General features: G+C 66.7%; 12 protein-coding genes. 8 read left to right on the plus strand and 4 right to left on the minus strand.

Going from position 1 to position 14900, the window contains the following annotated elements:
* Nucleotides 1–9: 9 nt before the first annotated feature.
* Nucleotides 10–723 (minus strand): response regulator transcription factor, encoded by a 714-nt coding sequence (locus tag INQ43_RS10850; RefSeq protein ID WP_228062500.1) that lies wholly within the window; start codon nucleotides 721–723, stop codon nucleotides 10–12.
* 135 nt (nucleotides 724–858) lie between these two features.
* Between INQ43_RS10850 and hemN the strand changes: the two genes are divergently transcribed.
* From hemN to INQ43_RS10885, 7 genes are all read left to right on the plus strand, one after another.
* Nucleotides 859–2250 carry an oxygen-independent coproporphyrinogen III oxidase gene (hemN, locus tag INQ43_RS10855; RefSeq protein WP_194036461.1) on the plus strand — a complete coding sequence of 464 codons (1392 nt, stop codon included), beginning with the start codon at nucleotides 859–861 and terminating at the stop codon, nucleotides 2248–2250.
* Nucleotides 2251–2308: 58 nt separating this feature from the next.
* Nucleotides 2309–3022 carry a helix-turn-helix domain-containing protein gene (locus tag INQ43_RS10860; RefSeq protein WP_194037667.1) on the plus strand — a complete coding sequence of 238 codons (714 nt, stop codon included), beginning with the start codon at nucleotides 2309–2311 and terminating at the stop codon, nucleotides 3020–3022.
* 300 nt (nucleotides 3023–3322) lie between these two features.
* Entirely contained in the window at nucleotides 3323–5620 is a 2298-nt protein-coding gene (locus INQ43_RS10865) for a nitric-oxide reductase large subunit (RefSeq protein WP_228062501.1), read from the plus strand.
* Nucleotides 5621–5772: 152 nt separating this feature from the next.
* Nucleotides 5773–7005, plus strand: a complete 1233-nt coding sequence (locus INQ43_RS10870) for an NnrS family protein (RefSeq protein ID WP_194034273.1) — start codon at nucleotides 5773–5775, stop codon at nucleotides 7003–7005.
* 19 nt (nucleotides 7006–7024) lie between these two features.
* Complete coding sequence (locus tag INQ43_RS10875) at nucleotides 7025–7426, plus strand: SirB2 family protein (RefSeq protein ID WP_194034274.1); 402 nt, start codon at nucleotides 7025–7027, stop codon at nucleotides 7424–7426.
* Nucleotides 7410–9425 carry a pyridoxal-dependent decarboxylase gene (locus tag INQ43_RS10880; RefSeq protein WP_228062502.1) on the plus strand — a complete coding sequence of 672 codons (2016 nt, stop codon included), beginning with the start codon at nucleotides 7410–7412 and terminating at the stop codon, nucleotides 9423–9425. Before INQ43_RS10875 ends, INQ43_RS10880 begins: the two co-directional genes overlap by 17 nt.
* The gene (locus tag INQ43_RS10885; RefSeq protein WP_305058209.1) at nucleotides 9422–10573 is read left to right on the plus strand and encodes a PLP-dependent cysteine synthase family protein; all 1152 of its coding nucleotides are present in this window, start codon (nucleotides 9422–9424) and stop codon (nucleotides 10571–10573) included. Before INQ43_RS10880 ends, INQ43_RS10885 begins: the two co-directional genes overlap by 4 nt.
* Before the next feature lie 70 nt (nucleotides 10574–10643).
* Here INQ43_RS10885 and INQ43_RS10890 read toward each other — a convergent pair whose 3' ends face one another.
* From INQ43_RS10890 to fabA, 3 genes are read right to left on the minus strand one after another with little or no spacing between them, the layout of a single operon-like run.
* Nucleotides 10644–11249, minus strand: a complete 606-nt coding sequence (locus INQ43_RS10890) for a DnrO protein (RefSeq protein WP_194036462.1) — start codon at nucleotides 11247–11249, stop codon at nucleotides 10644–10646.
* Between the two features lie 32 nt (nucleotides 11250–11281).
* Nucleotides 11282–12478 (minus strand): beta-ketoacyl-ACP synthase I, encoded by a 1197-nt coding sequence (gene fabB / locus INQ43_RS10895; protein WP_255518465.1) that lies wholly within the window; start codon nucleotides 12476–12478, stop codon nucleotides 11282–11284.
* 41 nt (nucleotides 12479–12519) lie between these two features.
* Complete coding sequence (gene fabA, locus INQ43_RS10900; protein WP_193984540.1) at nucleotides 12520–13035, minus strand: 3-hydroxyacyl-[acyl-carrier-protein] dehydratase FabA; 516 nt, start codon at nucleotides 13033–13035, stop codon at nucleotides 12520–12522.
* A gap of 340 nt (nucleotides 13036–13375) precedes the next feature.
* Here fabA and nirK point away from each other — a divergent pair, with 340 nt between their 5' ends.
* Nucleotides 13376–14899, plus strand: coding sequence for a copper-containing nitrite reductase (nirK, locus tag INQ43_RS10905; RefSeq protein ID WP_194036464.1), 1524 nt, complete (start codon nucleotides 13376–13378; stop codon nucleotides 14897–14899).
* The last annotated feature ends 1 nt before the right edge of the window (nucleotide 14900 follow it).

The following is a 14900-nucleotide window of genomic DNA, read 5'->3' on the forward strand; positions in this document are numbered from 1 at the left end:
ATCCGCGCCTCAGGAGGCTAAAACGTACCCCACGCCGCGAATCGTATGGATCGGCAGCTCCTGTCCCGGGGCGGCTGCGCTGGCTTTGCGCCGCAGCCGGAAGATCAACATCTCCAAGCGCTCCTCCTCGAAGTCGCTGACCTTCTCGACCAGCCGGGCCAGTATCCGCTTGCGCGGCACCACCTCCCCGGCGGTGTCCAGCAGCAATGCCAGCAACTCGCGCTCGGCGACCGACAATTTCACCATTGCGCCGTTTGGCGGGAGCACGCGCCACCGGTCCAGATCGAACGTCCAGCCATCGGCGCGCTGCTTCTGACCAGGCACGTGAACATCCACAGGGTTGCCCTCCACCCGTCGTCCGATACTGCGCAGCGTTGCCACGAGCACGGCCACATCTACCGGTTTGGCGAGATAGGCGTCCGCGCCGCCCTCAAGACCGCGGACCTTGTCGTCGGCTGACGCACGTCCGGTCAGCAGGACCAGCCCCGCCCGGGTCAGACTGCGCAGGTGTCGGACGATGCTGAATCCGTCTTCGTCCGGCAAGCCGACGTCGAGCACGAAAAACGCAAATTCCCGCGTCAGCATGCTGCGGTACATTTCGAGCGCACTGCCCGCCGCGGCGACGTTGAAACCGGCCTCGCGCAGCGCCGGGACAAGAATTTCATCGCGAAGTTCGCGGTCGTCCTCGACCACCATTACCCAGGCCCCGTCACCCCGCTCCATCGATCCTCCGATCCTGTTAGGCAGCTCCCGCGTTCCACCTTAAGCCATTGGCTGCATGCATCCTGGGAACGCCGACACAGATCCATTTGATCCCGATCAAGGCGGACGGCCAGGGCGGTGGATAGCCTGAGCGTCATGTCCAGCCCCCTCCAATTCGACGCTTCGCTGCTCAAGCGCTACGACCGGCCCGGCCCGCGGTACACCTCGTACCCGACGGCACCGCAATTCTCTGGCGAGTTCGGCGAGGAAGCACTGCGCGACGCCATCCTGGCGAGCAATGGCGACCCGATCCCGCGGCGGCTGTCGCTGTATGTGCACGTGCCATTCTGCATGAGCCCGTGCTTCTACTGCGGCTGCAACCGGATCATCACCCGCGACCTGGCGCGCGGGGAGACCTACCTGGTGCGCCTGTACCGCGAAATCGCGATGACGGCGGCGATGTTCGACCGCGACCGCGAGGTCATCCAGCTGCACTTCGGCGGCGGCACGCCGAACTTCCTCTCCCCGGCGCAGCTGGGCGAGGTGGTGGACTCGCTGCGCAGCCATTTCCATTTTTCCGACTCGCCCAAGCGCGACCTCTCGATCGAGCTGGACCCGCGGTTCGTCAAGCCCGCCGACATCGCCGAACTGGCCGCGATCGGCTTCAACCGCGCGAGTCTGGGCGTGCAGGACTTCGACCCGGCCGTGCAGCAGGCCGTCAACCGGATCCAGTCGGTCGAGGAGACCGTCGCGATCATCGATGCCTGTCGTCAGAGCGGCATGCGCTCGGTCAACGTGGATTTGATCTACGGCCTGCCCAAGCAGTCGCTGGAAGGCTTCTCCAAGACCCTCGACACGGTCATCAAAGTGCGTCCGGACCGGCTGGCGGTGTACAGCTACGCCCACCTGCCCGACCTGTTCAAGGCCCAGGGCCAGATCAACGCCCAGGACCTGCCTTCGCCGGAGGTCAAGCTGGGGCTGCTGCAGCTGGCCATCGAGAAGCTCACCGATGCCGGCTATTCCTATGTCGGCATGGACCATTTCGCGCTGCCCGAGGATGACCTGGCGACCGCGCAGGACCGCGGCGGGCTGCACCGCAACTTCATGGGCTACACCACCCATTCCGATACCGACCTGATTGGGCTGGGCGTCAGCGCCATCAGCCATATCGGCGACAGCTTCAGCCAGAACCCGCGTGACCTGCCGAGCTGGCAGATTGCCTTGGACGAGGGCCGGCTGCCGGTGTTCCGCGGCATGCGCCTGAGCGAGGACGACCAGCTGCGCGCCGACGTTATCCAACGCCTGATGTGCCAGGGCGAAATCCCGATCGACGCGCTGGAACGGCGCTACCTGATCGACTTCCACGACTACTTCGCCGACGCGATCGCCCAGCTGCAGCCACTGGTCGCCGACGGGCTGGTCAAGGTGGAGCCGTCCCGCATCACCGCAACGTCGCGCGGACGCCTGTTGCTGCGTAACATAGCGATGTGCTTCGACCACTACCTGACCCGACCGACCGCCTCGCCCCGCTTCTCCCGCGCCATCTAGACGCGGCGTGGAGGCGCGCGTGAGCCCGACCGCGTTCCCGCGGCAGGACGCGACCACGATGGCGGACGACGGCGATGAGCTGACGTTCTGCTCGACCTGCGCGTTCTCCCAGGCCTGCCTGGCCGAGGGCATGGACAAGCGCTCGCTGATGGACCTGCACGTGCTCGTCGAGCACGTCGGTCCGTTCCACGCCGGCGAGCACATCTTCCGCGAAGGCGACCCCTTCGAGGCGATCGCCGCGGTCCGCGCCGGCACGGTCAAGACCTACATGATCGACCGCGACGGCCGCGAGCACGTGCTGGGTTTCCACCTGCCCGGCGAGGTCATCGGCCTGGACGCGATCGACGGCGAGACCTACCCCTGCAACGCGGTCGCGCTGGATACGGCGATGCTGTGCCGGTTCTCGTTCCCCAAGATCGCGGTGCTGGCGACCAAACTGCCGGGTCTGCAGCGCCACCTGTTCCGGCTGCTCAGCCGCGACATCGGCCGCGCCGCGCTGCTCGCCGGCGACTGGTCGGCCGACCAGCGCATGGCCGCCTTCCTGATCGGCCTGTCCCGACGGCTGGCGGCACGCGGCTTCTCCGCCAACCGCTTCCAGCTGACGATGGCGCGCACCGACATTGCCAATTACCTGCGCCTGGCGCCGGAGACGGTGAGCCGGGTGCTGCGCCGCTTCCAGAAAGACGGTTTGCTGCTGGTCGACCGCCGTGAAGTGGAACTGCTTGACCGCGACCAGCTGGCCGCCCTCGCCGATCCCGTTCTGCACCGTTGACGCACCGCTTCCACGCGTGCGCTTCCCCAGGTGATTAACGCACGCCGGTCGCACTATGCGGCCGGCGGGGTTGCGCATGCCCGAAGCACCCGGCACCGTTGGTGGCGGGAGCGAGGGTTTCGCCATAGCCCTTACGCCTGGTCCTAGCGCGATTTATCCCGGCTCGACAGTCTGCCTGCAGCGGCTTACGGAGACCTGATGGAAGCGTCCATGGTCCCGCGGGTTGGGTGCTTGATCCAGGTCAACGAGACCTGAACCCCGACTGGCCAATATGGCGGCCATTATCCGGGAGAAGCATTGATGGAACCAAAAAGCGTGCAGATAACGAGGCGACTATGGCTGGGCCTGGGGGCCCTGCTCATCGTCAGTTTCGGCATCATGTTGTGGATCGGCAAGGACCTGTATCAGACCGCGCCGCCGATGCCCGAGCAGGTGGTCACCGAAAGTGGCGAGGTGCTCTACACCAGGGCTGACATCGAGGCCGGACGACGCGTCTGGCAGGAGATGGGTGGCCAGCAGAGCGGCTCGATCTGGGGCCACGGTGCGCTCGTCGCTCCCGACTGGTCGGCTGAGTGGCTGCACAAGGAAGTCGTGGCGATGCTCGACATCCGCTCGCGGATCGAGTTCGGCATGCCCTACGAGCAGCTCAACGAGAGCGAGCAGGCCAAGCTGCACGCGGAGATCAAGCCCGAGATCCGGGCCAACACCTACGATCCCCAGACCGGCTCCATCGTGGTCAGCGACGAGCGCGCGCAGGCGATCTCGCAGGTCGCCGCCCACTACATGAGCGTGTTCTCCAACGATCCGGCCACGCAGGAACTGCGCGAGGCCTATGCGATCCGCGAGAACCCGGTGCCCGATGAGAACAGCCGCCGCCTGATGACCGGCTTCTTCTTCTGGGCCTCGTGGGCGACCGCCACCAACCGTCCCGACGACGTCAAGTCCTACACCAACAATTTCCCGCACGAACCGCTGGTAGGCAACACGCCGACCGCCAGCAGCTTCATGTGGTCGATGTTCTCGATCCTGTTCATGATCGCCGGCATCGGTTTGCTGTCGTGGCACTACGCCGCGTATCACGGCAAGGAAAAGCCGCTGGCACCACCCGCCCAGGATCCGGCGCGGGCGATCGTCGTGACCCCGTCCATGCGTGCCACCGCCAAGTACTTCTGGTTGGTGATGGCCCTGTTCCTGGTGCAGATCCTGATGGGCGCGACCACCGCGCACTACCAGGTCGAGGGCCAGGAGGCCTACGGGTTCGCCCTCTCCGAGTGGCTGCCGTATGCGGTTACCCGCAGCTGGCACACGCAGCTGGCGATCCTGTGGATTGCGACCGCGTGGCTGGCCACCGGCCTGTACCTGGGGCCGGCGATTTCCGGGCATGAGCCGAAATACCAGAAATTCGGCGTCAACTTCCTCTTCATCAGCCTGATCATCATTGTCGTGGGCGCGTTTGCCGGCCAGTGGATGGCGGTGATGGGCAAGCTGGGCAAGATCCCGAACTTCTGGTTTGGCCACCAGGGCTGGGAATACGTCGACATCGGCCGTTTCTGGCAGATCTACCTGTTCATCGGACTGATGCTGTGGCTGACCCTCGTCGGTCGCGCCCTGTGGCCGGCGATGCGGGCCAAGAACCAGACCTCCTCGATCGCGGGCCTGTTGTTCCTGTCCACCGTCGCCATCGGCATCCTGTATGCCGCCGGCCTGATGTGGAAGGAAAACACCCACATCTCGATCGTCACCTACTGGAAGTTCTGGATCGTCCACCTCTGGGTGGAGGGCTTCTTCGAGGTGTTCGCCGTCGCGGTGATCAGCTTCATCTTCGTCAAGCTCGGCCTGGTGCGCGGGCGCTCGGCGACGATCAACGTGCTGTTCGCGACCATCGTGTTCATGGCCGGCGGCGTGCTGGGCATGTTCCACCACCTGTACTTCGCCGGCGTCACCACCGGGGTGATCGCGCTGGGCGCGAGCATTTCCGCGCTGGAAGTGGTGCCACTGGCCTTGATCGGCCTGGAGGCGCACGAGACCTGGAAGAGCAGCCGCGCCACGCCATGGATGCAGCAGTACAAGTGGCCGATCATGTTCTTCCTGGCGGTGAGCTTCTGGAACCTGATCGGTGCGGGCCTGCTGGGCTTCCTGATCAACACCCCGCTGGCGCTGTTCTACATGCAGGGCACCAACCTGACCGCCGCCCACGGCCATACCGCGCTGTTTGGCGTGTACGGCATGCTCGGCATCGGCCTGATGCTGTACTGCCTGCGTGGCCTCAAGCCGGACCTGGTCTGGCGCGAGGGACTGCTGCGCAGCGGCTTCTGGGCGCTCAACATCGGCCTGCTGCTGATGATGACGCTGACCCTGCTGCCGATGGGCGTTCTGCAGCTGGAAGCCAACCTGGAGAACGGTTACTGGTACGCACGTTCGGCCGAGTTCATGACCCGTCCGATCATCGATGTGCTGGTCTGGCTGCGGGTACCGGGCGATACGATCTTCGCCGCCGGTGCCTTCATGATTGCGCTGTTCGTGCTCTCGCTGTGGCTGGGGCCAAGGCGGGCGCGCAAAACGGTCAGCGGTCGACTGGAGACCGAGTCGAGCCTCTGACCGGCCCGACTGCTGACAATGGAAGGGGCGGCGCAAGCCGCCTTTTTCATGCGCGCGGTTTCGTGCGCGTGCTTGTATCTGCGCGCTCATGCACGCGGCCCGGCTGACCCAGGTCAATAACGCCAGCACCCATCAAAGGCACACTGACGCCCATGGACAATCATCCCGAACCCAGGCCCGCTGCGCTCTCGCCGGGCCGACTTGCCATCGCACCGCACCGCCTGATGTTCTTCATCGGCTCGATGAACCTGCTGATCGCCATGGCGTGGTGGGCAGCATGGCTGGTGGGGACCCGCTGGCCCGCTGTGGCCATACCCCATGCCCAGCTGCACACCGGGTGGGTGCACGCCTTCGTGATGCAGTACCAGGTGCTGCCGAGCTTCTTCTTCGGCTTCCTGCTGACCACCTTCCCGAAATGGCTGGGCCTGCCGGACATCGACCGCTGGCGCTACGTGCCGGTCGGGTTGGGGATCTTTGGCGGCCAGATCGCGACCCTGCTGGGTGCGCTGGGCTGGGAGGCCGGAATCATCGTCGGGGTCCTGATGACCGCCGCGGGCTGGCTCGCCGGCCTGACGGTGATGGCGCCGCTGCTGTGGCGCGAGAGCGGCACCACCTGGCATGCGCGTTCGTGCTTCGCCGCGCTGTGCCTGGGCTTCCTCGGCGTGCTGGCGTGGGGTGCCTACGTCCTGGGCGCCTCGCCGGTCTGGGTTTTCGCCAGCATCAAGATCGGCAGCTTCGGGCTGCTGCTGCCGGTGTATTTCACCGTGGCCCACCGGATGTTCCCGTTCTTCGCCAGCCGGGTCGTGCCCGGTTACCAGCCGTGGCGGCCGATGTGGCTGCTGGCCGCGGCCTGGCCGCTGTTTATCGGCCACCTGCTGCTGGAGCTGTTTCATTTCTACGGCTGGCTGTGGCTGGTCGACCTGCCCCTGCTGGCGTTGACCGCGACGATGGTGTGGCGCTGGTGGCCACGCGGAAAGAATCCGGGCCTGCTGTCGGTGTTGTTTGTCGGCCTGTCGTGGTTGCCGCTGGCATTCGCACTGTATTCCGCCCAGAGCATCAGCTATGCCATGACAGGCGTGTACTGGCTCGGTCGAGGCCCGGCGCATGCGCTGTTCATCGGCTTCTTCGGCAGCATCCTCATCGCGATGGTGACCCGGGTGACCGAGGGTCACGCCGGGCGGCCGTTGACGATGTATCCGGTGGCCTGGTTCGCCTTCGTCGCAATCCAGATGGTGGCGGTGATCCGGGTAGCGGCAGAGGTATTTCCCGACAGCACCGCGTGGCAGGCGGTCGCCGCGGTGGGCTGGCTGGTCGCCTTCCTGCCCTGGGTCGCCCATGTGGGGCGGATCTACCTGGCCCCGCGCTCCGACGGCCGTCCGGGCTGAGTCACGCACAGGAAACCCCATGATCGAGTTCTACCCGCAAATCAAAAGCATCCACATCGCCATGGCGATCACCAGCGGGCTGATTTTTGCCCTGCGCGGCGCCGGCGTGCTGGCCGGCATGCGCTGGCCGCACTGGCTGCCGGTGCGCTGGACCAGCTACACCGTCGATACCGCGTTGCTTACCGCCGCGCTGATGCTGCTGACCATGCTGCCAGGCGCGATGTTCGCCAACGGCTGGTTGACGGTGAAACTGCTGCTGCTCGTCGTCTACATCGTGCTGGGCGTGTTCGCCATCAAGCGCGGCCGCACCCGCCTGGCCAAGGCGGGCTTCTACGTCGCGGCCCTGCTCACGTTCGGCATGGTCTATTCGATTGCGCGCGCGCACAGCCCCTGGGGGTTCCTCAATGCCTTCCTCGGTTGAGCGCGCCGCTGCCGCGGTTTCCGGCAACGCCCTGGCCATCGCCGCCGGCACGCCCGGGGTCGCCGATCCGGACCGGCCGATGCTCGATGCGCTGTTCCTGGGCCCCTACGGCGAGAACGACACCCTGCTGGAAAAGCTCGTGGTGGAGTTCCTGCGCGACCACGTCTACTGGCGGCGCAACTTCCACCCCGAGGACCCGCCGGCGATCCCGACCCACGCTGCCCAGCATCCCGACTACAAGGCGTTCGAGTCGCGCCTGCGCCGCGAACTGCACCAGCTCTCCGCCTCGCTGAAGCGCTCGGTGCCCTTCCACAGTCCACGCTACATCGGGCACATGGCCTCCGACCTGCTGCTGCCGGGACTGGTCGCGCAGATCCTCACCCTGCCCTACAACCCCAACAATGTCAGCGAGGACGCGGCCCCCGTCACCATCGATCTGGAAGTCCAGGTCGGGCTGCAGCTGGCGCGGATGCTCGGCTACCCCGATGACACCGACCGCCCCGACTGCGCGTTCGGCCATCTGACCTCCGGCGGCACCGTGGCCAACTACCAGGCGCTGCGCCTGGCGCTGGCATTGAAGGCGTTTCCGGTCGCCCTGCGTGCCGCGGAGGTGCCCGGGCTTGCGCTGCCGACCGATGACTGGGAGGCGTTCAACCTCGGTCCAGATGCAGGCATCGAACTGCTCGGCCAGTGGCAGCTCTGGCTGGCCGGACAACCCGCGCGCGATCGCCGGCGGTGGCGCGATGCGGTGCAGACCCAGCGCCTGGAGCATCTGGGGATGGTGGAGTTCTTCGCCCGCCACCGCGACCTCAAGGTGCCGCTGGTACTGGCGCCGATCACCGCCCACTACTCCTGGAGCAAGGGCCTGAAGCTGCTCGGCCTGGGCCGTGAACAACTGCGCCTGTTGCCGGAAAAAGGCATGCGTCTGGATGCGCAGGCGCTGGAGCAGACGCTCGAGCAGTGCCGGCGCGAGCGCCAGCCGGTGCTGATGACCGTCGCCGTGCTGGGCACCACCGAGTACGGCACCGTGGACCCGGTGGATGCGGTGGTCGACCTGCGCGATCAGTTCCAGACCCAGGGGCTGGGCTTCAGCGTGCACATCGACGCCGCCTGGGGCGGCTACCTGGCGACCCTGTTCCGTAACCCCGACGGCAGCCTGCGCGGCATCGACGAGGTCCGCGCCGGCTTCGCCCATTTCCCGCAGCCCGAAGTGCATGCCGCCTTTGCCGCACTGGGCCGCACCGACTCGGTCACCGTCGATCCGCACAAGCTGGGCTACCTGCCTTACGGTGCCGGTGCGTTCATCTGCCGCGACCACCGCGCCACGGCGCTGCTGGCGGAGGCCGCCGACTACGTCTTCCACGACACCCGCGCCACCGACTACCTCAGCCGCTATCGCCGACTTGGCCAGTTTGTCCCGGAAGGCTCCAAATCCGGCGCGGCCGCGGCGGCGGTGTATGTCACCCACAAGGTGCTGCCGCTGGACCACGCCAACTTCGGTCGCCTGCCGCGGCAGACCGTGCTTGCCGCCGAAGCCTTCCACGCCCGCGCCGAACGCCTCGCCTTCGAACTGGACGGCATGGCCCACATCACGGTGCCCTTCGCGCCCGACAGCAACCTGGTCTGCGTGGCCATCAACCCGACCGGCAACGCGGACCTGGCACAGGCCAACGCCTTCGTCCGCAGCCTGCACGATGAGTTGCGTGCCGACGCCAGACAGCCCCTGCAGCTCAAGCAGTTCTTCGGCTCGATGACGACCCTGCGCCCGGAGGCCCTCGGCGAGACGGAGATGAACCGGATCCTGACCCGGTTGCAGCTGGACCCTGCGACACTGGTCGATGACGACGAGGACACCGATGCCGATCGGCTGGTGATCCTGCGTCACACCCTGATGAACCCGTATCTGATCGATCACGAGAACGGCATCAGCTACATCGACCTGTATCTGGCACACCTGGGCCGAAGGATCCGGGCGTTGCTGGGGAGCCCAAGCCCATGAGTCCCGACGCATTCCACCCACGCAATGATTTCCGCCCTGCCGGCGCGGCCACGCCGCCGGCCACGGTCTGCGACAGCGCGACGATGCGCAGCTGGACCGCGCGGGCCCTGTTGTGCCTGCGCCAGGAAGCCGCGCGCTCGGCCGACACCCACCTGTTGCGGCTGGAGTTTCCCGGCTTCCCGGGCATCGAGTTCTACTTCAAGGACGAGGCGGCGCATCCGACCGGCAGCCTCAAGCACCGGCTCGCCCGCTCGCTGTACCTGTATGCGCTGTGCAATGGCCGGCTCAGCCCCGGCCAGCCGGTGGTGGACGCGTCCTCAGGCAGCACTGCGATCTCGGAGGCATGGTTCGCGCGGATGCTAGGCCTGCCGTTCACCGCGGTGATGCCGACCGCGACCGCACCGCGCAAGATCGCCGACGTGCATGCGCTGGGCGGGCACTGCGATCTGGTCGATGACCCCGCGCAAGTCCACGAGCGCGCCGCGTGGCATGCCGCCAACGGCGCCTGCCACCTGGACCAGTTCGGCCTCGCGGAGCGCGCGACGGACTGGCGCGGCAACAACAACATTGCCGAGTCGATCATCGGCCAGCTGGCCTGCGAGCCGCACCCGCAGCCGGCGTGGATCGTCTGCGGCGTCGGCACCGGCGGCACCTCGGCAACGATCGGGCGCTACATCCGCTACCGCGCGCTGGAGACCGGCCTGTGCGTGGCGGAACCGGCCGGCAGCGCCTTCGTGCACGGCTGGCGCACGCGCGACCGCAGCGCGATCGCCAGCCAGCCGACCGCCGTCGAGGGCATCGGCCGGCCGAAGGTCGAGCCGGGCTTTCTGTTCGAGGTGGTGGATGAGGTCATCGAAGTGACTGACGCCGCCTCGGTCGCAGCGATGCACCTGCTGGAAGAGCAACTGGGCCGGCGCTGTGGAGGTTCTTCAGGAACCAACCTCGTGGCCTGCCTGGAACTGGCCGCGCGGATGCGCGCCGCCGGCGAGCACGGCAGCATTGTCAGCCTGCTGTGCGACCCCGGCGAGCGCTACGACCAGACCCTGTACGACCCCGCCTGGCTGGCCGAGAACGGGATCGACCCGGCACCTGCACAGGCCGCGCTGCGGGCCACGCTCGCCACGGGTGAGTGGCACCCGCCAGCCTGACAGCGCTCGACGATGGGTCCGCCGACCCGGCGAAGAGGCGGACCCGGGAGCACCCACCGGATCCGCGTCTTCAGTCGTTGCCCAGGTCGGACTCTTCGGCTTCTTCCGACGCCGCGAAACCGGGGTCATCGAACAGTTTCGGATAGTCCGCCAAGGCGGCGCTCATATCAGCCACCGGCGCCGGATCGGCCGGATTGGCGTGCAGCGCCTCCGCGCCGGCCATCAATCGGGCGAGTACACCGTGCAACGCAATGTCAGGCTCGGCCTCGAGCTTGCAGTTGGCGAACATGTACGCTGCGGCCTCGTCCACCTGCGTCGCCAGTTGGTCGACCTGGGTGTCGTTCAGGTGTCCCATCTGGTGGTGATGCAGGCCGGCCATTGCCTCGCGCATGCGGCGCATGCCTTCCATCAGCGGCGCGTCGGGCTTCCACTTGACGTGATCGGCGGGAATGGGCATTACCGCCGCATCGGCATGATGGTCTGCGTGGGCGTGGGCGTCTTGATCGTGGGTGGCGTGGTCGTGGCTGGCGTGCTTATCAGACTCCGCTGCAGACTTGGACTGCTCATGCTGGGCGTGACCGTGCGTGCTGTGCTGTGCCTGCGCCACCGGCGCGAATGCCATGCCGAGACCGATCGCGGTAGCGACAGCAAGGGCCAAACTGGTCTGTGTCTTCATCCGATCCATCTCCTTGAAAAACGGGGGCGCAATCAGACCCGCGCGAACACGAGGCTGGCGTTGGTACCGCCGAAACCGAAGCTGTTGGACATCACCGTGTCCAGCGTCGCATCGCGGCTTTGCTGCACGATCGGGAAGCCTTCCACGCGCGGGTCCAGGTAGTCGATGTTGGCCGAGCCGGCCATGAAGCCCTCGCGCATCATCAGCAGGCAGTAGATCGCCTCATGCACGCTGGCGGCGCCAAGCGAGTGGCCGCTGAGCGCCTTGGTCGACGAAAGCGGCGGCACGTCGTCACCGAACACGGTGCGGATCGACTGCAGCTCGACCACGTCGCCGACCGGCGTGGAGGTGCCGTGGGTGTTGAGGTAGTCCACCTTGCCGACCGGGGTGCCGTGGATGCCGGCCATGGCCATCTGCATGCAGCGCACGGCCCCTTCGCCCGACGGGGCGACCATGTCGACGCCATCGGAGGTCACGCCGTAGCCAACCAGCTCGGCAATGATGTTCGCGCCGCGGGCGACCGCGTGCTCGTACTCCTCCAGCACCAGCATGCCGCCACCGCCGGCGATGACGAAGCCATCGCGGTCCGCGTCGTAGGGACGCGAGGCCTTTTCCGGAGTGTCGTTGCGCTTGGTCGACAGTGCGCCCATCGCATCGAACTGCGAAGTCATGCCCCAATGCAGTTCCTCGCCGCCGCCGGCAATGATGATGTCCTGCGCGCCGTGGCGGATCAGGTCCGCCCCGGCGCCGATGCAGTGCGCGGAGGTCGCGCAGGCAGCGGAGATCGAATAGCTCAGGCCGCGGATGCCGAATGCGGTCGACAGCGTCGCCGACACGGTCGAACCCATCGTGCGCGGCACCATGTACGGGCCGACCTTGCGCACGCCGCGGTTGCGCAGCAGGTCGCCGGTCTCGATCTGCCACTGCGGCGATCCGCCACCGGACCCGGCGATCAGCCCGGTGCGCACGTCGCGGACCTGTTCGTCGGTGAGGCCGGCATCGGCGATCGCATCGCGCATCGCGACGTAGGCGAAGCCGGCCGCGTCGCCCATGAAGCGCTTCACCTTGCGGTCGATCTCCTCGGTGAGATCGATCTGCGGCTCGCCGGCGACCTGGCTGCGCAGGCCCAGTTCGGCGTACTCGGGGATGAAGCGGATACCCGGGCTGCTGCTGCGCAACGCCGCGGTCACGCTGGCCTGGTCGTTGCCCAGGCAGGACACGATGCCCATGCCCGTCACCACCACGCGCCTGTTTGCCCCACCGCCCATGCTCAGAACCCCTCCGTCGAGGTGAACAGCCCCACCCGCAGGTCCGAGGCCACGTAGATCTCGCGTCCGTCGACCAGGGTGCGGCCGTCGGCGATCACCAGTTCCAGCTTGCCGCGCATGACCCGGCGGATGTCCAGTTCATAGGTCACCAGCTTCGCATCGGGCAGCACCTGGCCGCTGAACTTCACCTGGCCCACGCCCAGCGCGCGACCGCGGCCGGGCGCGCCCAGCCACGGCAGGTAGAACCCGCACAGCTGCCACATCGCGTCCAGCCCAAGGCAGCCGGGCATGACCGGATCGCCCTCGAAGTGGCACGGGAAGAACCACAGGTCGGGGCGGATATCCAGCTCGGCGCGGACGAAGCCCTTGCCGTACTTGCCACCCTCGGTGCTGATCTCGGTGATGCGATCGAACATGAGCATCGGCGGCGCCGGCAGTCGCGCGTTGCCGGGGCCGAACATCTCGCCGCGGGCGCAGGACAGAAGCTGCTCGCGATCAAAGGAAGAAGGTCGATTCATGTAGTCACACAGCGCAGGGGAAACCTTGGATTCTGCCGGTTTGGCGAAAGAAATGTGTTGACTGCGGTCAATCCGCGGATACGTACGCAACCGTACTGTTTGATCGTACGCTGCCAGTCCGCGACGGCAAGCGTCCCGCCGACAAAAGCGGCCTGACCTGATCCCGGTCAAGACCGGTTCGAAAATACGCCAACAGCAGGGCGAAATTTGATCCTGATCAAATTCGCCGTCACGGTAGCTGCAACCCTTGTCCCAAATCCAGCGCGCGCCCGGTACAACCCTGCAAGGGTCCCGACGCCGCTACCGGCATCACCCATCAAACCACCACAGAGAGCCCCGGATGAAGCGCAAGAACGTCTACTTGATACCGCTGCTGGCGGCACTGGCACTGGCATTGCCCGCCTGTGACCGCTCCAGCCCCTCGTCCGACACGCCGGCGGCCGGCGCCAGCCAGGACAGGATCGTCGGCTCGCGCAAGGGCGACTTCGGTCCGCCGCAGGGCGAGCCGGTCAACGCCATCCTGACCAGCCCGCCGATGGTGCCGCCGGCCACCGGGCGTACCGCGCCGGCCAAGGTGATCGTCGAGCTGGACGTGATCGAGAAGGTCATGCCGATCTCCGAGGGCGTGGACTACACCTTCTGGACCTTCGGCGGCACCGTGCCGGGCAGCTTCATCCGCGTGCGCCAGGGCGATACGGTCGAGTTCCACCTGCGCAACATGCCCGACAGCAAGATGCCCCACAACATCGACCTGCACGGCGTGACCGGTCCGGGCGGCGGCGCCGCATCCAGCTTCACCGCACCCGGCCACCGCACCCAGTTCACCTTCAAGGCGCTCAACGCCGGCCTGTTCGTGTACCACTGCGCAACCGCGCCGGTTGGCATGCATATCGCCAACGGCATGTACGGCATGATCCTGGTCGAGCCACCGGAGGGCCTGCCCGAGGTCGACCGCGAGTACTACGTGATGCAGGGCGATTTCTACACCACCGGCAAGTACCGCGAGAAGGGCCTGCAGCCCTTCGACATGGAAAAGGCCATCGACGAGAACCCGACCTACGTCCTGTTCAACGGCTCGGAAGGCTCCACCACCGGTGACAACTCCCTGACCGCGAAGGTGGGCGAGACCGTGCGCATGTACGTCGGCAACGGCGGCCCCAACCTGGTGTCGAGCTTCCACGTTATCGGCGAGATCTTCGACAAGGTCTGGTACGAGGGCGGCACCAACTACCAGGAAAACGTGCAGACCACGCTGATCCCGGCGGGTGGCGCGGCGATGATGGAATTCCACCTGGAAGTCCCCGGCAGCTACGTGCTGGTCGACCACAGCATCTTCCGCGCGTTCAACAAGGGCGCGCTGGCGATCCTCAAGGCCGACGGTCCGGAGAACAAGGCGATCTACTCGGGTCTGGAAGTCGACGAGATGTACCTCGGTGACCGCGCCGGCGACAGCCTGGGTGCGGTGGCGGTGGCGGCCAAGGCCCAGGCCAGTGGCGAGCTGACCGTCGAGGAGCAGATGGCGGCGGGCAAGGAACTGTTCATGGGCACCTGCTCGACCTGCCACCAGGGCAACGGCGAGGGCATGGCCGGCGTGTTCCCGCCCATCGCGGCGTCGGACTACATCAAGGCCGATCCGAAATCGCTGCCGCGGGTGATCCTGCACGGCCTGCAGGGCAAGGTCACCGTCAACGGCGAGGACTACGACTCGATCATGCCGCCGATGAACCAGCTCACCGACGACGAGGTGGCCAACATCTCCACCTACGTGCTCAACAGCTGGAACAATCCGGGCGGCAAGATCAGCAAGGAAGAGGTTGCCGAAATCCGCAAGCAGAAGCCGGCCAACGCCTCGGCGGGCCACTGAC

Origin of the sequence: Lysobacter sp. H23M47 (assembly GCF_015209765.1) — a bacterium.
Classification (GTDB): domain Bacteria; phylum Pseudomonadota; class Gammaproteobacteria; order Xanthomonadales; family Xanthomonadaceae; genus Novilysobacter; species Novilysobacter avium.

Coding starts and splice junctions, on each gene's coding strand:
- INQ43_RS10850 (WP_228062500.1), bottom strand. CDS start 723: ATGGAGCGGGGTGACGGGGCCTGGGTAATGGTGGTCGAGGACGACCGC.
- hemN (WP_194036461.1), top strand. CDS start 859: ATGTCCAGCCCCCTCCAATTCGACGCTTCGCTGCTCAAGCGCTACGAC.
- INQ43_RS10860 (WP_194037667.1), top strand. CDS start 2,309: ATGGCGGACGACGGCGATGAGCTGACGTTCTGCTCGACCTGCGCGTTC.
- INQ43_RS10865 (WP_228062501.1), top strand. CDS start 3,323: ATGGAACCAAAAAGCGTGCAGATAACGAGGCGACTATGGCTGGGCCTG.
- INQ43_RS10870 (WP_194034273.1), top strand. CDS start 5,773: ATGGACAATCATCCCGAACCCAGGCCCGCTGCGCTCTCGCCGGGCCGA.
- INQ43_RS10875 (WP_194034274.1), top strand. CDS start 7,025: ATGATCGAGTTCTACCCGCAAATCAAAAGCATCCACATCGCCATGGCG.
- INQ43_RS10880 (WP_228062502.1), top strand. CDS start 7,410: ATGCCTTCCTCGGTTGAGCGCGCCGCTGCCGCGGTTTCCGGCAACGCC.
- INQ43_RS10885 (WP_305058209.1), top strand. CDS start 9,422: ATGAGTCCCGACGCATTCCACCCACGCAATGATTTCCGCCCTGCCGGC.
- INQ43_RS10890 (WP_194036462.1), bottom strand. CDS start 11,249: ATGAAGACACAGACCAGTTTGGCCCTTGCTGTCGCTACCGCGATCGGT.
- fabB (WP_255518465.1), bottom strand. CDS start 12,478: ATGGGCATCGTGTCCTGCCTGGGCAACGACCAGGCCAGCGTGACCGCG.
- fabA (WP_193984540.1), bottom strand. CDS start 13,035: ATGAATCGACCTTCTTCCTTTGATCGCGAGCAGCTTCTGTCCTGCGCC.
- nirK (WP_194036464.1), top strand. CDS start 13,376: ATGAAGCGCAAGAACGTCTACTTGATACCGCTGCTGGCGGCACTGGCA.